We start from the raw sequence: 18,680 nt of genomic DNA, 5'->3' as shown, positions 1-18,680 counted from the left end.
AATCAGAACGCCCAGGGAACAAGGCCGGAAGTTGTCGGTCAGATGAGTGAATTGATCCAGGAATTCCGGGGCAGGAAGCTGGAAGAATGGGAAAAGTGGTATTTGAGCAGCCACCCCGAAGCGATCGAAAAAGCGAAAACCAAAATCATGCAGATGATCGATAACTTCAAACAGGTTATTACCAAGATAGATGAAGAAATGATCAAAACATGGGTCAAAGACCTGGTCATCGTGAAAACGTTTGTCGGCCTGAAATTTCAGGAGGCGATTCTGAAACGTGTCGCAGCGCATACGGGAAAATCTTACAGGATATCCGTTCCTGAAGAAGAAGCAAAGGGGATCGACGGTTATATTGGCGACAATCCTGTCAGCATCAAACCGCAGACGTATGAATCGAAGCAGATGTTACCGGAAAACATCGGGGTGCAAATTATCTACTATGACAAGGTAAAGGACGGGATAAACATCTTTTTTGATGAATTCTGATCTAATCGAACCAATCAATCCAGACAACTCGTTACACTCGCGACTGATTTTTGCGTGTGTGCCGGGCATGGCGCGAGACCTTTTTTATTTGGTGTTCACATTGAACACCAAATAGTGAATTCCGCGGAAAGCCTTATCCTTCCTTGTTACCAGTCCGGTTTTTCCACATCTTCGGGCAGCCAGATTTTATAACATCCATTTGTCTGATACCATTGCCAAGACGTGAAAAAGAAGCTATAATTAAATTATTCAATATTATTTAAAAGATAAGGAGATATTCAATGGCAAAGGGCATCTTAAAAACTAAACCCCAGGTGGTAATGAAAGACGGAAGACCAAGCGCCGTAATAATTGACATTAACGACTACCGTGAATTACTCGAAAAGCTTGAAGACAAAGAAGATCTTGCAGACCTTGAAAAGATACGCATGGGTGGCATACAGGTGAGGAAATTTGAGGATTACCTGACGGAACATAATAATGCCCTATGAACTTTATGTAGAACGACACGCCGAAAAAGACCTCAATAAACTCCCGCCACCATTATTTTCACAGATTGCTGCAAAGATCAGAAAACTTGCTTCCGAACCTCACCCACGGGAAAGCAAAAAAATAAAGGGTTCGCTAAAGGACTGGAGGCTGCGCATCGGTGATTATCGTGTCCTTTACGAGATTGACAATGCAAGAAAAAAAATAACAATCATGCGCATCAAGCATCGCCGTGAAGCATATCGTGATTTATAAACCGTTTTATTTTTGGTTTGCAAAGCATATGGAGTGGAGATGTGGACATCCAATTATCAAATCCTTTCCCCGCCCGAAAAGTTTTACTCTACGCTAAACGCTCCATGCTGCTTTCGCTCATGCGGGTGCGAGACCTTTTCGTTTTGCGTCCACTGTGGACGCAAAATAGAAACTCCCCGCAAAGCCTTGTCCTACCTTGTTCCGCACCCGATCCAGCCTTGTCTTTATTGATCACGCCGCCTGTCCCGCCCCGCAGGCAGGATGAACCCTGAACACCACTCATGCAATGAACGCCATTCATGCCATTCACGCAATAAACGCTGAGATCCTCTTTTCCGATAGTTCAAAGGTTAAGAAATTTGACTATGTCCCTGACGTTCCCCCAGGAGTATATGGAGTTTGCCCACGGGAAGCGCGTAGGTCCCCTCACCGAGGGGGTACATTTCTTTACCGGGATAGATTATGAATTTCTTTGTGCAGGCAAGGTCCTCGCAGGCGTTTCTAAAACCCTTCGTAATACTTGGATTCAGAGAATACTTTATTTCAACAGCAACAGGAGAGCTCTTTTTGTCGAAGAAGAACAGATCACTTTCAGCGCCCGCCACGGTCCGATAGAAATAGATCTCGGTTCTTTCCGGCAGAAGGCCCGCAATCTGTTCAATGATGAAGCCTTCCCAGGAACTGCCTATGACAGGATGGCCATGAAGATCATCATGGGAATGTATTTTCAGCAAAGCATGAAGCAGCCCTGAATCACGAATGTATACCTTGGGTGATTTTATGGTTCTTTTCTTTGCGTTCCCGTGGAATGGCTGCAATTGGCGCAACAGGAAAGTGTCTTCAAGGATGTCGAGGTATCGGCGCGCCGTCATATTAGAGAGGCCCAGGCTTGAGGCGATCTTGCTTCCGTTCCAAAGTTGCCCGTGAGAATGGGCAATCATGGTCCAGAACCTTCTTAATTGGACGGCAGGAATGTGAATGCCTAACTGCGGTATGTCCCGTTCGAGGAACGTCCGTATGTAAGACTCGCGCCAAATAAAGCTCTCATTGCCATCGCCTGAAAGATAGCTTTCGGGGTATCCCCCGCGAAGCCACAAGGTGTGTATGTCCTCATGGACTTCATCAAGATTGAAGGGTGTCAGCTCGTGATAGATAATTCTCCCGGCGAGGCTTTCCGAAGAATGGCGTATCAAATCAGGCGACGCTGATCCGAGAATGAGGAAGCGGCCACCCACCCGTTTCTGATCAACGAGGGCCCTCATGAGCGGAAAAAGGTCAGGCACTCTTTGTATCTCGTCGATGACAACAAGCGTATCGGTAAACTGTCGCAGATACAGTTCGGGGTCTTTCAGTTTGTTCAAATCAGAGTCAAGCTCAAGATCCAGGTAGATCGTATCACGACCAACCTCTGTGCTTATGATCTTTGCCAGTGTAGTCTTGCCGACCTGTCTTGAGCCAAGAATGGCCACGACAGGGTATTTACGCAGAGACTGGAGGATGCTTTGCCGCAGACCCCTTTCTATCATCCATGTATATTAAAACATCGCTGTTAGATTTGCAAGGAAATAATATACCCCGGCACTGGGCCGAAGTGATTCTTTCAGGGGACCCCTATGGGGCACTCATTAAATATCTTCCCCCCGCTAAAAAGCCTCTGCTCTACGCTAAACGCTCCACGCTGCTTTCGCATATGCGGGCGCGAGACCTTTTCGTTTTGCGTCCACTGTGGACGCAAAATAGAAACTCCCCGGAAAGCCTTACCCTGCCTTGTTCAGCACCCGATCACGCGTCACGGTCTTCTAATATTTTTTCCCCATTCGCACAATAGTTTTTCTGACATCTTTCATCGGGTAGTGTTTGTCGTTGCCGGTTGCAAGTACAGAATTGCTGATAAAAGCCGTCGCAGCAACAATGCAATCATCCAGATCAAGCTGCTGGCTTTTTATTGATGCTTTATAGCTTCCTGCCTTTTCGGCTATTTGACGGGTGCAGTCAATTATATGCAAGCCGTCGAGGAGTTCGGCTGTCTTTTTTGCTTCATGCAATCTCATGCCTGCATATATCTCTGCCACGGTTATCGCTGAGCAGCAGATGATGGATTCGTCTACAATGGAACGGAAGAAGTCTCTTGCCTTTTCGTTCCCTCTCAAAAAGTTGATCAGTACATCAGTATCTAACAGAATAGTGTTCACTTTGTGTCGTTTATGCGATCTAATCTGTCAGATTTTCTCAGGCTTTTTATGAAGGCCTCAGTCCCCTGTTGCAATTCGGGATGGTCTTCATCCTTCCAGGCCCCGAAGCTTGTCTCCAAGGCCTTTTGAAGCTTCATTCGTTTTAGTTCCTTTCTCAATGCTTCCGCGATGACCTTGCTTTGTTCTCTTCTGGGAACACTCTTTCTTAACTCTTCAACCAGGTCTTCCGGTAAAAGGAAATTGGCCTGCCGTGTCGCTGTGCTCATTCTATACCTCCAATGACACCACTTAATATAGTTAATTGTATAGGATGTTATCTACAAAAGTCAAGACGCTTGTTGTTAAGGGAGGTGGGGGCGTTCATTAAATTTCTTTCCTCCGGCACGCAGCATTTGCCGAAACGTTTTCGGCAAATAAAAATATCTCATACCAATTCGCCTTCATTCATATAACTTTGTTGCCTTCGTCGTCATCTCCTCGACGTACTGCGACCCGCAAGCGGGTGCCCCGCGCCTCCGTCGCCTCCTCCTTGTCGCCTCGTTCTATCTTTGAATTCGAATTGGTATCATAATAGTCAATGCTATCAAAATGTTAGCAATAGGCAGTCACCAATCGTGCTGCCACTTCCTTGCCGCCTCGTCATGCATCAAAAATCGCCTCGGCCAGAAAAGCTTGAAAAACTCGATGTAAGGAAAGTTATTGAAATAATGAAGGACATCCCCCATCCCTTCCCAAGGACGGGACTCGCTTCTCAATACAGTTTCTGGCAGGGTATCCCTGCCTTTTCAAATGCGGTCTTCAATTCCTCGCCTTTGTCCTGAAAGAATTCCTCATCCATGGCCCATTCCATTCCGTGCTTTTTATACGCCCGGTCAGCATAATGATAGTTGTACCTATCGATTAAAGCATGGTCTACCTTGCCCTTCAGCATATCCACGAGTCTGTCAGCTCCGGGAAGCATGGGAGCGACCATAACAACAGTTTTGATCCCCTCTGCATGAAGAACTCCCAACGCCTCAATCCGTTTCTCTATCGGCGGAGCGCCCGGTTCGAAGATCATCCGTACCTTATCATCCGCAGTTGTTATGGTGAACGAGACCTCTGCATCCGCTGATCTCTTCAATATCCCTATGTCCCTCAGTACCAGAGGGGATTTTGTCTGGATCGCGAGCGGCCAGCCGTTCTCAACGAGGATTTCGAGGCATCTCTTGGTGAGCATATACTTCTGTTCTACATATTGATATGCATCACACACCCCGCTTATCCAGACGGTTCCTTTTTTCTTTTTCCTGACCTCCCGAGTTAAGAGTTCAGCAGCATTCATCTTTACGTCCACGAACTCTCCCCATTGCTCGCGGTGTCCGGTAAATCTCTTCATGAACCTTGCGTAGCAGTAGATGCAATTATGCTGGCATCCCACATAGGCATTCAAGGCATAGTCATAGATCTGGGATTTAGAGAGAATGGTTTTTGCCTCGATCTCTTTAACGATCATAGCCCATTATACAGCAGAAGCAATAGAATTGTACACAAAGGGGATATGCTACAAGCTGTTCAAGGCTGTCGGCTGTATTGTTGCCGATTTCCCCCCATGTTCTATTCAGGTCAAAATCAACTTGCATATTTGTACAAAATCTGTATTATTAACGGTATGGTATTTGAATGGGACCAGGACAAGAATGAGTCTAACCGTAAAAAGCATGGGATAGATTTTGAGACCGCCAGGAATATCTGGTTTGACGACAACAGAGTTGAAATCGAGGCGCCCTATCCGATTGAGAGCAGATGGATTGTGATCGGAAACGTGGCAGGTAAGATATGGGTGGCTGTATACACCATCAGGAACAGTACTATCAGAATTATCTCGGTAAGGCGTGCGAGAACAAAGGAGGTGAAGCTCTATGAAAAAAAAACAACTGGCTAAAACATCAGACGAGTTTGATAAGAGGTTCGATGCGGGAGAGGATATTCACGACCTGATCGATTTGTCAAAGGCGAAAACAACCCGCTACAACAAGAAAATACGCATAACCCTGGATGTTGCCGAGTCCCTTGTGAGAGACATTGATATGATTCGTGAAAAAATAGGTGTTGACCGTGGGGCGCTCATAAAAGTATGGCTCCACGAGAAGGTCTTGTTGGAAAAAACATCTTCCGGTGGTTAGGTTGATGAGGGGACGTCCATTAAATTAGTAAATTCTTCCCCCCGCTAAAAAAGCCTTTACTCTACGCTCAACGCTCTACGCCTGTCCTCGCGTAGCGTGGGCTCCACGCTATTTCTTGCCACACTCGCCGATACGCTGTTTCGCCGGGTTCTGTTGCAGGTTTTCTTGATTGCTTTAGCCCTTTCCCTCTTTTTTTCTACAGAAAAAGGTAAACAGACCTCCCAGAAGTGACCCTATCCCGGGTGTGCCTGTATATATGGCAATTTTTGTTCCCCATACGTTCAGCCATTCACTGTAGTTACTCCCCGGTCTTCCCTGTGGAAAAGGCCAAAAGGTTACAATTGTGTAGAGAATTATAATAGTAACAGTTAGGACCGTGTAAAAGACCCTCTTTGTGTCCTCCCTCGCCCGGCTGTTTCTTCTAAACATCAGCCAGCCGAACCCTGCCATTGTTCCGCTGATGCCGAAGGCGACAACAAAAACAATTCCAAGAATCGCGAAAACAATAAATCCCATCTTCTCAAACCCCCACAGTAAGTTTACCGGTCTTAATTCCTGTTTTGCCAGCTCCGTTAAACTTGAGTATTCCCTTTTTTAACGGTGTAATACCAAGTCGCCTTCATTCGCTCATCTTTGTTATCTCCTCCTCGCACTCCTCGACGTACGTCTGTGTACGCCTGCGTCGGCTCGTCGTCGCTGCCTCGATGCGCCTTTGAATGCAACTTGGTATAAATACATTAAAGTTGTCAGGCGGTTTTTCGTTTCAGCCAGAAATCGAATGACCGGCCGGGAATAAATATGTCAATGCCGACGGACGGTTCATCAAGCGGGTTTGTAACAATATGCATTTCATTTCCGGGGATATAGACCGCATCGCCCTCGTCAAGAACCTGTTCCTCTTTATCGGTGATGATTGCGAGCTTGCCCTTCAGGACGATCATCACCTGCGCGTTCGGATGGTTGTGGTTCGGTGATGAGTGGTGCGGCGGTTTCACGAAATGCTCAATGGAAATATCCTTTTCGCTGCAAAGGCTTACCCGCCTCCAGTCTTTCTCCGGCTCGTAGCTTTCGGCACTGCTGAAACGGACTACTTTCATCCCTGGTCCTCCTTAATTATTTTTTAATGCTCCCCCCATTTTCCTGCTATTTCAGACAGTTGTCAAGAAAATATAATTACAAAACAGCTATACCACGCTTTACGTTTTCCGGGGCAATTGTTCTCCAAATCTTGGGAAATATTTTTAAAAGCAAAAGTGTGTGAAACAAGGCGGATATTGACTTTACGGAGATTTTGAGAGTGGTAGCAACTGTTGCTACTGCTTCCTTAGATACGTCTTTACGTCTTCGATTGCAATAAAAGTTTTACACCCATGACGGGTGACATATTACGTGTTACGGATATACCGAACTGGGGGGGCAAGGGAAGTATATATCTACGTTATAGACAACGACCTTACAAAAACCTACGCCCAAGGCCTGATCAGAGTCCGGCAACGCTCTCGGCAAAGACGGGGTCGTCAAGGAGCCTCTTGGCGAACTTGATGTATTTTGCGACAACGGCCCTCACTGCAAGCTGCAGGGCAAAGGGCTTGATGGGTTTTTCTATGAGGTGGTTGATGTCCGAGGCAATACACATGTTCACGATATCGTTGCTGGCATTGCCCGTTATGATAATGGTATCTTCATAGGCCATGGGGTACTTGTCTCCGATGGCTTCGAGGAAGCCGAACCCCGTTTCTTTTCCCATAAAGACATCGAGAACAAAAATGGCAACACCTGCCTTTTGATTTGTGCAATAAGCAATGGCTTTTTCCGCATCGGTGAAGCGACGCACCTTGCCCCAGACATAAAACCTCTCTATGATCTCGGCGATCACATTACATACTGCCGGGTCGTCATCAACGACGATTACGTCAAGGCCCTCAGACATGTCCTTCCTTCGTTTCAAAATATGCCCCGTGTTTCTTTATGAAATCTCATATTCAAAAGGACAACAGCATATGCAATTATTATAGCATAAAAATGTATTTTGTGAAGGGGCTTTTGCATCCGGTCGGGGACGTGGGGACATCCTCAATCGTCCAATATCTTCCCTCAACTTGAAGTCTTATAAGGCGTTGGAACGTATTTGATTCTTACCTTTACGCAAGAAAAATATAAATACGATCCGGAAATCGGAATACAAACAATTTGTTGGGCTTGGAAGGAAGACCATGGTAAACTAACCCTGTATCCGTGAAGGTGGTCAGATCAGGGGCATGGAGTTAATAGCAACTCAGCGTTTAATGTAAGCGTTCAGCCCGATAGTAACAGGCTTGCCACCCACTTCAGCGGCAGTAACGGTATTCCCATGTGTGCTTGCAACTACAAGGGTTTTACCGGATGACGACGGTGTTGGTTTTTCCAGGTCAATTTCGATGAAGAGTTTATTGTTTTTGATTTCAACTTTTATAGCCATGGCTGGTCCTCCTATTCAGATATTGATCATTACCTTACCTGCACATCCGGAACGTGTCAATGAAAAATGAGGCACGCCATGAATAATTACGTCTACATTCTGGAATGTTCCGATAAAACCTTATACACAGGTACCACCAATAATATAGAAAAGAGAATCCAGGAACATAACAATACCAAGGCAGGAGCCAAGTATACACGGGGCCGTCGGCCGGTAAAGCTGGTCTATGTCGAAGTCTGTTCCACTCCTTCCATCGCCTTAAAGCGAGAAGCGGAGATAAAGAAATTATCCAGAGCACAGAAATTGCTGCTCATAAGAAACAGCACCGGCTGAATCGGGCCTGAAAAGGAGTAAATTCTTGCCTGAAAAGGATAAAATGCTGTACAATAACACTCATGATTCCCTTTAACCGTCTTGGCTTACTCTTCAAATTATTCTCTCCATTAGTCTATCCCTGGAAAACCATAGATGACCTTTCCGGACTTTTAAAAGGGATTGAACCTGGTAGTCTTGTGCTCGACATTGGCGCTGGCACAGGAATTCTCACTCAATTTGCCCACAAGATCAGAAATGACCTGAAGTATGTAGCGCTTGATCCTGCCCAGGGAATGATACAATATGTACCTGAATATGCGTATAAAGTAAGAGCAGTAGCAGAATCTTTGCCGTTTAAGAAAAGTGTTTTCAGTGTTGTACTCATTGGCGATACCATCCACCACATTGATAATCCTCATAAAGCCATCATGGAGATAAAGGATTGTATGATATTAAGCGGCCGCTTATTCATATTTGACCTGAATCCCGATACATTCATAGGTCGGATTATATGCAGAATGGAGAGATTGTTTAAAGAGCCGGCCAATTTCTATTCTCCTGAGATATTATCAGAGATGCTTACAGGATATGGTTTCAGGACAAAGATTAGTAGATATGACTGGAGATATTCTGTGATGGCTGAACTGATTGATTCTTAGCGGCCGATAACTACCTCATCAAACACCCACATGACGCAAGTCTCTTGCCACACCTCTGATCTCCGGTCCGGTTACGTCCTATACTTCTCAATGATACCATACATCTTCATGAGAGAGAGCCTTCTTTAGAGATGCCTCCCTTATCTCGGCGAATCCTGCCAGTGTCTGATCCTCCTGTAATTCGATTGCTTCCCTGATAAAGTCTTTTACTACCATAGACATTGATAGTTCGCGTTCTTCTGCAATTTCATTTACGGCGGCGTAGAGTGGTTTCTCCATCACTACATTCACTCTTGCATTTTTTGTCGGCATAACGCCCCCCTTTATCCTTCTTACTCCAATTTTTCGCCTCGCAGATGGAGTTTGACCCTCAGGAACAGATACCAGAGCATGAAGACCAGCCACCTCAGGATGATATAGGCCAGGAGGGTGAACCACACATGCACCTTGGGGTAGGACAGGTGGACAACGAGCATTATGGCTGCCAGATTGCCCAGCGCGGAGGTCGTAGCTATGCTGATGCGGTCCTTACGGTTGGCTCCTCCGCCCGCATAGTAACCCGCGAAAAGCGACAGGGTTGTCACGATGAAGATGGCAGCAAAGGAGGCGATGTTGAAGGTAAACACAGCTTCCATTGCGGGCACGATAAAAATCAGGATCTGGATGCCAAGCGATATCTTGATGAACCACTCCAATGCAGGCCGAAGGGTTTTTGTCAGCGATGGCAGCAGTTCGTTGAGCATGATTCCCGCCAGCAGGGGCACCAGGGTGAGGGGTGCTACCGTAGCGAAAAGAGGCCAGGGCGAAACTGACAGGCGCAGCGGAAACCACTGACTGAAAATCCACAACCAGAAGGGAACTGTAAAAGGCATCACCAGTACCAGAAACAGCATGGTGATGGAAGACAGCGCAATATTTCCTTTTTTGCCTTTCGCTTCCACAACATCGAATGGGTCGCCCGCTGTCACCGACGCGATGAGCAGCAAGCCTCCGAGGAGCAGGGGAACATCGAGAATTTTAACGACCCCGGCGGTTATAAGCGGGATCATAATACAGGCCACAATAAAGGTCTTGAGCAGCAGCCACGGCCTTCGGATTTCCCGACTGATATCGTTGAATTTCATATTCGAAGCAATCACAAAGACAATAACGGGAAAGGTGATGTGCACCAATATGGCTATCGCACCCGTAAACATTTCATTATGCAACAAGCTGTTCATATAATCCTCTATTACCGGGACACCCACAAGTGGGTACCCGGTCGCCCCCTCCACCAGCAAAGCTGTCGGAGCCTCCCCTTCTCGCTTGCGGTGCTCGCTAAATTATATCCTTGCGTATATTATCTGTAATCTGTCTCCTCTTTAGTGTTTTGCTATCGACTATTCACTAACGACTAACGATTGCCTTATTTACATTCGCGGTACTTCTTGCCCACCAACGACGCAAGGCATTCACCCACTCTTTCAAGCGCGGGCGAATGCCTTGCTATTTACTATTCACTGCCTTTCTCACTATTTACTATTCACTATTAACTCTCCGGGCTATTTGGGAAGTGCGCTGGTATCATACACTGCAATGATACGCACGTTCTGGTACCGGTGCTCTACCTGCAGCGATTCGCCCTTAGGCGCATACATGTCGCCGATGCCGGTAACCTTGTAGAAGGTGTGCGGGATGTTCACCAGGTACTGGTCGATGATGGGCAGAGGGGTTTCCGAACGCGCAATGCTCAGCTTCTTGTTGACCTGTGCGGTCCCGATGGCAGATGCACTGCCGATGGACAGCAGGATAACCTTCCGTCCATGACTGGCGCGGGAGAGGTAGTCGAGGAAGGTGATGAGTCTCTGTGTCTGTTGCTGATCCAGCTTGGCCGATCCGGTCTTGAAGAATAACGTTATCTGACCGGTGCCCTGCTCATTTGAAAGGGTTTCGAGCTTTGCCAATGCCTGCTGTGCCGTCTGTAACTCCTTGTCCTCCGTGGACTGCAGCTTTGCCATACGCTTATCTTCCTTGTCAAGATGCCCCTGCAACTTGTCGAACTCCTTCATGCTGTTGTTGTTCGCATCCACGATTTCCTTGGCCAGTGCATCCGCCTGTACCCCGGAGGCAGCGCCTGTCCATGTGCTCTTGGGTACAGCGACCTGCTCCTGCCCACCCGATGTCTGCATCGACACAGTCTGAGGCTGGGTCGCACATCCACCCGCAACAATAATCATGACGATTCCCAGTAAACCAAATACCAAATCCTTACATCCCACGCCAAATGTAAAACCTTTTTTCCTGTTCATTACATCCTCCTTTTTTTAATATGATATTTTTCAATAATCCTGCATTCTACCGGTTCTCCTCTGAATAACAGAAGGATTCAAATCCTTCTTATGAAACAAAATGCTGCCCGCACGACATTTCGTTGAAGAGAGCCTGTGTGCATGTTGGAAAGAGTACCACGATTGAAAACAAGAATACAATAACAAGAATACGATAAGGCTTATCTTAATTTATGGATTATTAATCCAAATAATTTTACAAATATCGAGAAGGACTGCTCTACTTCCCTCCTATTGCGAAATTCGCAAGCCTTTCAAGCGCCTGCACCATGGCTGAATGATCCAGTTCGGCCCCGCCGTCAGCGGATACGGCGGTAAAAAGCTCCTGGGCCGTAGCGGTGTTGGGCAGGCTTACACCAATGTCCCTGCCGGTTTGAAGGGCAAGGTTAAGGTCTTTCTGGTGGAGTTTAATTTTGAAACCAGGCTGGAAGGTGCGTTTAATCATCCGCTCGCCATGGACTTCAAGGATACGGCTCTGGGCAAAGCCCCCGAGAAGCGCCTCCCTTACCTTCGTTACATCAGCCCCGGCCTTTGATGCGAGAAGAAGCGCCTCACTTATTGCTTCTATAGTCAAGGCCACCACAATCTGGTTGGCCACCTTGCAGACCTGTCCGTCCCCATTACCCCCTATAAGAACGATATTCTTTCCCATTTTTTCAAAAACAGGCTTAATTTGTTCAAATATTTCCGCTTTTCCGCCAACCATTATTGACAGGGTGACATTTTGAGCGCCAAGCTGTCCACCTGATACAGGGGCATCGAGCATCTCCACTCCCAGTTTGGCCAGCTTCTCAGCGAATTTTCGTGTGGCTATGGGCGAGATGGAGCTCATATCGACTACTACTGACCCGGACTTAACCCCGCTTGATACTCCATTGTGACCAAACAATGCTTCTTCTACATCAGGTGTATCGGGGAGCATCAGAATAACAATCTCAGAGTTCTCCGCCACTTCTTTTGAGTTCCGGCAGGGAATGGCGCCGAGGCTTTTCAATTCTGCCACAGATTCATGCATTATATCAAAAACATAAAGGGTATATCCTGCCTTTACCAAATGTCCTGCCATTGGTTTGCCCATTATTCCTAATCCGATAAAACCGATTTTCACCATAACCTTTCCTCCTTTGTATATCCGGCGTTTTGTCAAAACCTCTATAATTATTTTGCCGCCCGCTATCGCTCGACAAATGCGGACAGGAGCGGACGAATACTAATGAACAGTCTTTTTGATAGCCGGCGACTTATGCCGCCTATCAAATATTCAGCCCTAACGGGCGAATATGTTAAACTTTTACTCTGCCCGAAGGGCATGGAGTATATCAGGTACCAGGTCGGCAGCCGATATAAAATACTGTCCAGCTTTTGTCTGCGTCCGTCTGCGGCTGAATAAAAAAAGTTTTTCATATCTTTTTTGGCATTACCTTAAATACGGTTTAATCCATCCCAAGCCATCCTCTGTTTTCGAGAGGGGCTTATATTCGCAGCCGATGAAACCATTGTACCCTGTTTCATCAATAAAACGAAAAAGGTTTTCAAAATTGATTTCGCCTGTTCCCGGCTCATGGCGTCCGGGGTTGTCGGCAGTCTGGATATGCCCGATGGTGTCGATATTTCTTCGTATCGTGTCTGTGAGATCACCCTCCATGACCTGCATATGGTAAATGTCATACTGGTAGAATATATTTGGATGGTTTATATCTCTTATAAGGGAAAGGGCGTCCATGGTGGAGGACAGATAAAATCCGGGTATGTCCTTTGTGTTGAGAGATTCCACGAGGAGACGGATATTTGCTTCTGCAAGGGTTTCAGCGGCGAATCTCAGGTTGTTTACAAGTGTTTCACGTACTATTTTCACGGGAAGATCCGGTGTTAACCCCACAAGACAATTAATCTGAGGGCATTTCAAGGCCCTGGCATACCCGATGGCAATCCCCACCCCGTCCTCAAATTCTTTGACCCTGTCAGGCAATAAGGCTACCCCCCGTTCCCCTTTCTCCCAGTTTCCTGCGGGGAGGTTGAAGAGAACTTGAGCGAGCTTATATTTTTCCAGTTTTTCAGCTAACTGCCCAATCGAGTAAGGATACGGGAACATGTATTCCACCGCTTTAAAACCTGCCTTCGCTGCCTGCTCAAACCGGTCCATAAAAGGAACTTCCGTAAAAAGCATGGTGAGATTTGCACTGAATCTGGGCATACCCACTTCTCCTTAAAGTTTACTTAACTTGAGTTCAATTCACACATTATTATCATAAAGATACAAATAAATAAAATGGTATCTTAAAATCCTTAACAAAGTAGATTATCATTTGCAGTGTGATGTATACTGTTTGTATATTATGTTTATCTCCAGACGGATATCGATTAATCACTATTTGTGGACATTTCTATCGGTAATAATTGTCACAATTATAGGCAAACTTCTGACACCTTTTTTTAACCTGACAAATATTGTCCTTCTTTATTTATTGCCGGTACTTATCAGCGCGGTTCGCTGGGGACGGGGGCCTTCTTTTTTTGCGGCCTTCCTCGGTGTACTGGCATTTGATTTTCTTTTTGTACCTCCCGTGTTCAGTTTTACCGTAAGCGAGGTGAGGGATCTTTTTATTTTTGCTGTCTATCTTGTTGTAGCCCTCGTTACGGGAACCATGGCGACAAAACTCCGGAATGAGCTGGAAAAAACCAGGCAACGGGAAGAAAGAACGCTCGCCTTATATGCGCTCAGTCAGGAAATAGCTGCAGAGGCCGACCTCCCGCAGGTCCTGGAAACCTTGGTAAAAACAGTGTCTGAAACAATACATGCCCAGGTATCAATTCTGGTGTCCGACCCGGACGATGACGTTGTGCGTCAAGCCGCTTCCTATCCGCCGCAGCATTCTTTGCCTGACGGCAAGGAGCAGGCTGTTGCTCACTGGGTCCTGGAACATGGGTTAAGCGCCGGCAAGGGAACGGAAATCCTCAGAGAAGCAAGCGAACTGATCTTTCCAGTAAAAGCAGAAGACAAAACCCTGGCTGTCCTTGCAATCAAGATGAATAATGAAGAGGAGACCGTCTCTCCCGAACAGCGCCAGCTTATCGAAGCTTTTGCCAATCTTGCCGCTGTGGCTATAATCCGTGTTCAATTGGCAGAAGAAGCCGAACAGGCAAAGTGGCTTGCTGAGTCAGAAAAACTGCACAGGGCATTGTTGAATTCCATCTCCCACGATTTGCGCACACCACTTGCATCTATCACAGGTGCTGCGACAAGTCTTCTCGCAGAAGGAAATGTATATACCCGGGAAGTTAGGGAAGTTCTTTTACATACAATCAAGGAAGAGGCGCAGCGCATGAACCGTTTTGTAGCGAATCTCCTTGATATGGTAAGGCTTGAAAGCGGCATATTGAAGCCGAAAGCAGAATGGTGTGATATCCAGGACATTATCGGTGTCGTTTTGAGGGCGACAAAGGAGGCCTCACAGCAACATATTCTGAAGGTTCATATCCCGCCGGAACTTCCCCTTGTAAAAGCTGATTTTACACTTATAGAACAGGTAATGATTAACCTGCTGGAAAATGGGGTGAAGTATTCTCCTCCAGGCAGTGAAATTTCAATCTCTGCCCGATACCACGATAAAATGCTTCTGGTTATTGTAGCCGATTCCGGTTCGGCTATTCCAAAGATAGAACAGGAACGGGTGTTTGATAAATTTTACCGGTTGCATTCTACGAAGAATATAAGCGGTACAGGGCTTGGTCTGTCTATCTGCAAAGGGATTGTTGAAGCCCATGGCGGCAGCATATGGGTTGATTCATCTCCTGAATACGGTAACAGGTTTACCTTTTCCCTGCCTGTATCCGAACAGCCCCCGGAACAGCAAGATACTAAAGAAGGAGCAGAGCATGTCATCTGAAGGCGCACGTATACTTGTTATCGATGATGAAAAACAGATTCGCCGGATGCTGAAAGCTGCTTTAGAGGGTTATGGTTACAATATCGCCGAAGCTGCTTTCGGACATGATGGTCTGAATCAGGCAGCAATATTTCATCCCGATTTAATCATTCTTGACCTCGGTTTGCCGGATATTGATGGTATCGAAGTCATTAAACGCCTCCGCGAATGGACAAAGATTCCCATCATAATACTCTCTGTGAGAGAGCATGAAGATGACAAGATTGATGCCCTCGATGCCGGTGCTGATGATTATGTTACCAAGCCGTTCAGCATGGGCGAACTCCTTGCCCGGCTCCGGGTTGCCCTCCGTCATGTCGCTAAAACTGATGATGAACCAATACTCAACTTCGGCGAGCTTACGGTGGATCTGGCTCATCGCAATGTAATGCTTAGAGGAGAAGAGATCAAACTGACACCAACAGAATATGAATTGTTGAAATTCCTGGCACTCAAGGCAGACCGGGTTGTGACCCACAGGCAACTCCTTCGCGCCATCTGGGGACCGAATTACCAGGAACAAACACATTACCTCCGCATTTATATCGGTCAACTAAGACATAAAATCGAGACCGACCCGTCACAACCAGCTTACATCATCACCGAACCGGGCGTTGGGTATCGACTGGTCACACGGGATTAAGTTCCCGCCTTGCTCCCGCACCAACTGATTCTCGTTTGATCTTTACGCTTTTTTTACACCTCTGATCCATCTTTTTACACCAATTTTATATCGGAATATTTAGATTAATGTAATAGACCGTGCCAACCTGCAGGAACGATTGCTAAGCGTATTAGGAACAGCCGAAGCGCATTGGGAAAGCAGCCGGTTGCCGTGAGATCCGGATCTGGTTCATTAAGGGAGGAAATATGACTCTGAAAAAGAAGCTCATACTGGGTTTAGGATTTCTGTTCTTCATTATTTTTACTCTTGCAGGCTTTTGCTCCTATTATGTGGGAAGCCTGGGTCAGGAATCGGACAATATTCTGAAGGATAATTACAACTCCATTGTTTATTCCAAGAATATGCTTTCCGGTCTTGATGACATGAAGAATTCTATTACCAGTACTATGTATAATACGGGTCGCGCGGGGACAATGTCCGATTATTACCTGAGGCTTTTCGAATCAGGAAGAAAGGTATTTGAGACCAACTTACAAGCGGAAAACAAAAACATAACAGAGATACACGAGAAAGAATATGTCGAGAGACTCAACAACGACTATGACCTGTATTTGAAGCTCTGTCTTCAGATGAAGAGAAGAACGGGCGGAAGTTCTGTGTATTTTGATGACTTTCTGCCGTCCTGCGAAAGATTGAAGCAATCTATCAACGCTATCTATGACGTAAACATGCAGGCTGTGGTGCGGAAAAGTCAGTTGGCAAAGAGTGATTCCTCCCGCTTCATCCACTCCATGGCTGCCATAGGATCATTCTGTCTGCTGTTGGCGTTGGGTTACTTTTGGTATTTTCCGGTCTATATTTCCACCACCCTGAGCCACCTCTCGGAGAGAATGAAGGATTTGCTGGAAAGTGCCGGCGTTGCCTTTGACATAAAGACAAATGATGAGGCCTATATTATACTGCAGGCCATAAACGTGCTTAAAGATAAACTGGGCGTAAGGAAAGAGGAGTGACCGAAATATTTAGATTAACACTGTAGACGTTGCTATTTAGGGAGGATTTAGAATTATGGCCTCAAACATACTTTATTTCATTGTCTTCCTCGGTATTCTTGTAGCCCTGGCCGTGCCGCTGGGCAGCTATATGGCAAGTGTCTTTGCCGGAAGGCGCATATTTCTCAGTTTCATAATACGGCCCCTTGAATCAGGTTTTTATCGGATTTGCCGGGTGGATGAAAGCGAAGAGATGTCCTGGAAGCAATATTCACTGGCATTTCTCCTCTTCAACGCCGTCGGTTTTATGGTGCTGTTTCTGTTGCAGATAGTCCAGGGAAGGCTGCCGCTCAACCCCATGGGGTTCGGCGCTGTCCGCTGGGATACGGCGCTGAATACGGCTATTTCATTTGTAACGAATACTAACTGGCAGGCATACGGCGGCGAGACGACTATGAGTTATTTCACTCAAATGGCGGGATTGACGGTGCAAAATTTCGTGTCCGCTGCAGTGGGAATAGCCGTTGCCCTGCCACTCATCCGCGCCTTTACTTCCAAACTGAAAAACACCATCGGTAATTTCTGGGTTGATATGACCCGCTCGGTCCTCTATGTGCTGCTCCCTTTGAGCATTATACTGGCCGTGCTCCTTGTCTCACAGGGGGTTGTACAGACTTTCAACCCCTATGTAAAAGCACAGACCATAGATTCCCATGGGCAAGCCCCGGCAACTCAACAGGTTATTGCAGTAGGGCCTGCAGCCTCCCAGATCGCCATTAAACAGTTGGGCTCCAACGGCGGCGGTTTTTTCAATGCCAATTCTGCCCATCCCTTTGAGAATCCCACACCGCTCTCCAATTTTCTGGAGATGCTTGCCATTCTCCTCATTCCTGCGGCGCTGCCCTTTACGTTCGGCGTAATGGTCAATAACCGGCGCCAGGGCTGGGCAATATTTGCTGCCATGATGATCCTTTTTCTTGTCGGATTGGGTGCAGCGTTCTGGGCTGAATGGCAGGGCAATCCCATACTTGCACAATCGGGTCTGGGCAACGGAACCAACATGGAAGGGAAGGAAATTCGCTTTGGAATTGGATCTTCTGTTCTCTGGGGTCAAGTCACTACAGCAGTTGCCAATGGATCTGTGAATGCCATGCATGACAGCATGATGCCCCTTACCGGCCTTGTTTTTATGTTCAATATGGCCATTGGCGAGGTGATCTTCGGCGGCGTCGGGGTCGGTCTTATCGGCATGGTCATGTATGCTATTCTTGCCATATTCCTTGCAGGCCTTATGATTGGCCGCACCCCTGAATTTCTGGGAAAAAAGCTGGAGGCACGGGAGATGATTATGGCCGTCATTGCTGTTATCGCACCTGCCATTGCCTCTCTCATATTCGCCGGCATAGCAGTGGCAATTCCAGCCGGACTCAGCAGCCTGAACAATCCCGGACCCCACGGCCTCTCGGAAATCCTCTACGCCTTTTTCTCCTATGCCGGCAACAACGGATCTGCCTTTGCAGGTCTCAATGCAAATACGGTTTTCTATAATCTCACCGGAGGATTCGTAATGCTCGTCGGGCGGTTTCTGACGATTCTCCCCGCCCTGGCTATTGCAGGGTCGCTGGCGATGAAGAAAAGCGTGCCTTCCAGCTCTGCTACGTTCCCTACAGCCAGTCCGTTATTTACCGTGCTGCTCATAGGGGTAGTTCTCATTGTCGGTGCCCTTACGTTCTTTCCGGCGCTCATACTGGGACCGCTCCTCGAACATTTGTTGTTATTTTCCGGCCGGAC

Annotated in this window: 24 protein-coding genes; 11 read left to right on the top strand and 13 right to left on the bottom strand. The window is 46.8% G+C overall.

What is annotated here, in order from left to right:
• The first annotated feature begins 42 nt into the window (after positions 1-42).
• The 3 genes from NTX75_08780 (at position 43) to NTX75_08770 (ending at position 1,230) form a co-directional block, all read left to right on the top strand.
• Entirely contained in the window at positions 43-486 is a 444-nt protein-coding gene (locus NTX75_08780) for an MjaI family restriction endonuclease (GenBank protein ID MCX5816322.1), read from the top strand.
• A gap of 281 nt (positions 487-767) precedes the next feature.
• Positions 768-977 carry a type II toxin-antitoxin system prevent-host-death family antitoxin gene (locus tag NTX75_08775; GenBank protein MCX5816321.1) on the top strand — a complete coding sequence of 70 codons (210 nt, stop codon included), beginning with the start codon at positions 768-770 and terminating at the stop codon, positions 975-977.
• Entirely contained in the window at positions 967-1,230 is a 264-nt protein-coding gene (locus tag NTX75_08770) for a type II toxin-antitoxin system RelE/ParE family toxin (GenBank protein ID MCX5816320.1), read from the top strand. Before NTX75_08775 ends, NTX75_08770 begins: the two co-directional genes overlap by 11 nt.
• Positions 1,231-1,580: 350 nt before the next feature.
• Here the strand turns inward: NTX75_08770 and NTX75_08765 are convergent, their stop codons facing one another.
• The 4 genes from NTX75_08765 to NTX75_08750 all read right to left on the bottom strand — a co-directional run bounded on the left by NTX75_08765 (position 1,581) and on the right by NTX75_08750 (position 4,917).
• Positions 1,581-2,756 carry an ATP-binding protein gene (locus NTX75_08765; protein ID MCX5816319.1) on the bottom strand — a complete coding sequence of 392 codons (1,176 nt, stop codon included), beginning with the start codon at positions 2,754-2,756 and terminating at the stop codon, positions 1,581-1,583.
• A 273-nt stretch (positions 2,757-3,029) separates the two neighbouring features.
• On the bottom strand, positions 3,030-3,422 hold the full coding sequence (locus NTX75_08760; GenBank protein MCX5816318.1) for a type II toxin-antitoxin system VapC family toxin: 393 nt from the start codon (positions 3,420-3,422) through the stop codon (positions 3,030-3,032).
• Complete coding sequence (locus NTX75_08755) at positions 3,419-3,688, bottom strand: hypothetical protein (GenBank protein MCX5816317.1); 270 nt, start codon at positions 3,686-3,688, stop codon at positions 3,419-3,421. The genes NTX75_08760 and NTX75_08755 overlap by 4 nt, the downstream gene beginning before the upstream one ends.
• Positions 3,689-4,173: 485 nt before the next feature.
• The gene (locus tag NTX75_08750) at positions 4,174-4,917 is read right to left on the bottom strand and encodes a radical SAM protein (GenBank protein MCX5816316.1); all 744 of its coding nucleotides are present in this window, start codon (positions 4,915-4,917) and stop codon (positions 4,174-4,176) included.
• Between the two features lie 156 nt (positions 4,918-5,073).
• Here NTX75_08750 and NTX75_08745 point away from each other — a divergent pair, with 156 nt between their 5' ends.
• Positions 5,074-5,346, top strand: coding sequence for a BrnT family toxin (locus tag NTX75_08745; GenBank protein ID MCX5816315.1), 273 nt, complete (start codon positions 5,074-5,076; stop codon positions 5,344-5,346).
• Positions 5,324-5,587: a CopG family transcriptional regulator gene (locus tag NTX75_08740; GenBank protein MCX5816314.1), complete on the top strand. Its 264-nt coding sequence runs from the start codon at positions 5,324-5,326 to the stop codon at positions 5,585-5,587. Before NTX75_08745 ends, NTX75_08740 begins: the two co-directional genes overlap by 23 nt.
• 174 nt (positions 5,588-5,761) lie before the next feature.
• On the opposite strand, the gene NTX75_08735 is transcribed toward NTX75_08740, so the two are convergent.
• The 4 genes from NTX75_08735 to NTX75_08720 form a co-directional block, all read right to left on the bottom strand.
• The gene (locus tag NTX75_08735; protein ID MCX5816313.1) at positions 5,762-6,103 is read right to left on the bottom strand and encodes a hypothetical protein; all 342 of its coding nucleotides are present in this window, start codon (positions 6,101-6,103) and stop codon (positions 5,762-5,764) included.
• A 230-nt stretch (positions 6,104-6,333) separates the two neighbouring features.
• Entirely contained in the window at positions 6,334-6,684 is a 351-nt protein-coding gene (locus NTX75_08730) for a cupin domain-containing protein (protein ID MCX5816312.1), read from the bottom strand.
• A gap of 383 nt (positions 6,685-7,067) precedes the next feature.
• Complete coding sequence (locus NTX75_08725; protein ID MCX5816311.1) at positions 7,068-7,535, bottom strand: response regulator; 468 nt, start codon at positions 7,533-7,535, stop codon at positions 7,068-7,070.
• A 327-nt stretch (positions 7,536-7,862) separates the two neighbouring features.
• Complete coding sequence (locus NTX75_08720; GenBank protein MCX5816310.1) at positions 7,863-8,045, bottom strand: hypothetical protein; 183 nt, start codon at positions 8,043-8,045, stop codon at positions 7,863-7,865.
• A 78-nt stretch (positions 8,046-8,123) separates the two neighbouring features.
• Between NTX75_08720 and NTX75_08715 the strand changes: the two genes are divergently transcribed.
• Together NTX75_08715 and NTX75_08710 are read left to right on the top strand one after the other, a co-directional pair.
• On the top strand, positions 8,124-8,378 hold the full coding sequence (locus NTX75_08715; protein ID MCX5816309.1) for a GIY-YIG nuclease family protein: 255 nt from the start codon (positions 8,124-8,126) through the stop codon (positions 8,376-8,378).
• A gap of 62 nt (positions 8,379-8,440) precedes the next feature.
• Entirely contained in the window at positions 8,441-9,019 is a 579-nt protein-coding gene (locus tag NTX75_08710; GenBank protein ID MCX5816308.1) for a methyltransferase domain-containing protein, read from the top strand.
• 87 nt (positions 9,020-9,106) lie between these two features.
• On the opposite strand, the gene NTX75_08705 is transcribed toward NTX75_08710, so the two are convergent.
• The 5 genes from NTX75_08705 to hyi form a co-directional block, all read right to left on the bottom strand.
• Entirely contained in the window at positions 9,107-9,331 is a 225-nt protein-coding gene (locus tag NTX75_08705; GenBank protein MCX5816307.1) for a ribbon-helix-helix protein, CopG family, read from the bottom strand.
• Positions 9,332-9,351: 20 nt separating this feature from the next.
• Complete coding sequence (locus NTX75_08700; protein ID MCX5816306.1) at positions 9,352-10,239, bottom strand: hypothetical protein; 888 nt, start codon at positions 10,237-10,239, stop codon at positions 9,352-9,354.
• A gap of 321 nt (positions 10,240-10,560) precedes the next feature.
• The gene (locus tag NTX75_08695; protein MCX5816305.1) at positions 10,561-11,307 is read right to left on the bottom strand and encodes a hypothetical protein; all 747 of its coding nucleotides are present in this window, start codon (positions 11,305-11,307) and stop codon (positions 10,561-10,563) included.
• A gap of 259 nt (positions 11,308-11,566) precedes the next feature.
• On the bottom strand, positions 11,567-12,457 hold the full coding sequence (locus NTX75_08690; GenBank protein MCX5816304.1) for a 2-hydroxy-3-oxopropionate reductase: 891 nt from the start codon (positions 12,455-12,457) through the stop codon (positions 11,567-11,569).
• Positions 12,458-12,763: 306 nt separating this feature from the next.
• A complete protein-coding gene (gene hyi / locus NTX75_08685; protein MCX5816303.1) occupies positions 12,764-13,540 on the bottom strand; it encodes a hydroxypyruvate isomerase in 777 nt (258 codons plus the stop codon).
• Between the two features lie 142 nt (positions 13,541-13,682).
• On the opposite strand from hyi, the gene NTX75_08680 reads away from it, so the two are divergent.
• The 4 genes from NTX75_08680 to kdpA form a co-directional block, all read left to right on the top strand.
• Complete coding sequence (locus NTX75_08680) at positions 13,683-15,233, top strand: DUF4118 domain-containing protein (protein ID MCX5816302.1); 1,551 nt, start codon at positions 13,683-13,685, stop codon at positions 15,231-15,233.
• Complete coding sequence (locus NTX75_08675) at positions 15,223-15,915, top strand: response regulator (GenBank protein MCX5816301.1); 693 nt, start codon at positions 15,223-15,225, stop codon at positions 15,913-15,915. Before NTX75_08680 ends, NTX75_08675 begins: the two co-directional genes overlap by 11 nt.
• 227 nt (positions 15,916-16,142) lie before the next feature.
• Positions 16,143-16,910, top strand: coding sequence for a hypothetical protein (locus tag NTX75_08670; protein ID MCX5816300.1), 768 nt, complete (start codon positions 16,143-16,145; stop codon positions 16,908-16,910).
• Positions 16,911-16,965: 55 nt separating this feature from the next.
• Positions 16,966-18,680: potassium-transporting ATPase subunit KdpA (gene kdpA / locus NTX75_08665; GenBank protein MCX5816299.1), on the top strand; the 1,715-nt coding region annotated here is incomplete at its 3' end.

It is taken from the genome of Pseudomonadota bacterium (assembly GCA_026388315.1).
Lineage (GTDB): Bacteria > Desulfobacterota > Syntrophorhabdia > Syntrophorhabdales > Syntrophorhabdaceae > MWEV01.
Note: the sequence above shows the minus strand (reverse complement) of the source record. Positions and strands in the feature narration are given on the sequence as shown.

Coding starts and splice junctions, on each gene's coding strand:
- NTX75_08675 (MCX5816301.1), top strand. CDS start 15,223: ATGTCATCTGAAGGCGCACGTATACTTGTTATCGATGATGAAAAACAG.
- NTX75_08720 (MCX5816310.1), bottom strand. CDS start 8,045: ATGGCTATAAAAGTTGAAATCAAAAACAATAAACTCTTCATCGAAATT.
- NTX75_08765 (MCX5816319.1), bottom strand. CDS start 2,756: ATGATAGAAAGGGGTCTGCGGCAAAGCATCCTCCAGTCTCTGCGTAAA.
- NTX75_08695 (MCX5816305.1), bottom strand. CDS start 11,307: ATGAACAGGAAAAAAGGTTTTACATTTGGCGTGGGATGTAAGGATTTG.
- NTX75_08770 (MCX5816320.1), top strand. CDS start 967: ATGCCCTATGAACTTTATGTAGAACGACACGCCGAAAAAGACCTCAAT.
- NTX75_08750 (MCX5816316.1), bottom strand. CDS start 4,917: ATGATCGTTAAAGAGATCGAGGCAAAAACCATTCTCTCTAAATCCCAG.
- NTX75_08710 (MCX5816308.1), top strand. CDS start 8,441: ATGATTCCCTTTAACCGTCTTGGCTTACTCTTCAAATTATTCTCTCCA.
- hyi (MCX5816303.1), bottom strand. CDS start 13,540: ATGCCCAGATTCAGTGCAAATCTCACCATGCTTTTTACGGAAGTTCCT.
- NTX75_08700 (MCX5816306.1), bottom strand. CDS start 10,239: ATGAACAGCTTGTTGCATAATGAAATGTTTACGGGTGCGATAGCCATA.
- NTX75_08715 (MCX5816309.1), top strand. CDS start 8,124: ATGAATAATTACGTCTACATTCTGGAATGTTCCGATAAAACCTTATAC.
- NTX75_08735 (MCX5816313.1), bottom strand. CDS start 6,103: ATGGGATTTATTGTTTTCGCGATTCTTGGAATTGTTTTTGTTGTCGCC.
- NTX75_08780 (MCX5816322.1), top strand. CDS start 43: ATGAGTGAATTGATCCAGGAATTCCGGGGCAGGAAGCTGGAAGAATGG.
- NTX75_08740 (MCX5816314.1), top strand. CDS start 5,324: ATGAAAAAAAAACAACTGGCTAAAACATCAGACGAGTTTGATAAGAGG.
- NTX75_08755 (MCX5816317.1), bottom strand. CDS start 3,688: ATGAGCACAGCGACACGGCAGGCCAATTTCCTTTTACCGGAAGACCTG.
- NTX75_08670 (MCX5816300.1), top strand. CDS start 16,143: ATGACTCTGAAAAAGAAGCTCATACTGGGTTTAGGATTTCTGTTCTTC.
- NTX75_08705 (MCX5816307.1), bottom strand. CDS start 9,331: ATGCCGACAAAAAATGCAAGAGTGAATGTAGTGATGGAGAAACCACTC.
- NTX75_08730 (MCX5816312.1), bottom strand. CDS start 6,684: ATGAAAGTAGTCCGTTTCAGCAGTGCCGAAAGCTACGAGCCGGAGAAA.
- NTX75_08690 (MCX5816304.1), bottom strand. CDS start 12,457: ATGGTGAAAATCGGTTTTATCGGATTAGGAATAATGGGCAAACCAATG.
- NTX75_08775 (MCX5816321.1), top strand. CDS start 768: ATGGCAAAGGGCATCTTAAAAACTAAACCCCAGGTGGTAATGAAAGAC.
- NTX75_08745 (MCX5816315.1), top strand. CDS start 5,074: ATGGTATTTGAATGGGACCAGGACAAGAATGAGTCTAACCGTAAAAAG.
- NTX75_08680 (MCX5816302.1), top strand. CDS start 13,683: ATGTTTATCTCCAGACGGATATCGATTAATCACTATTTGTGGACATTT.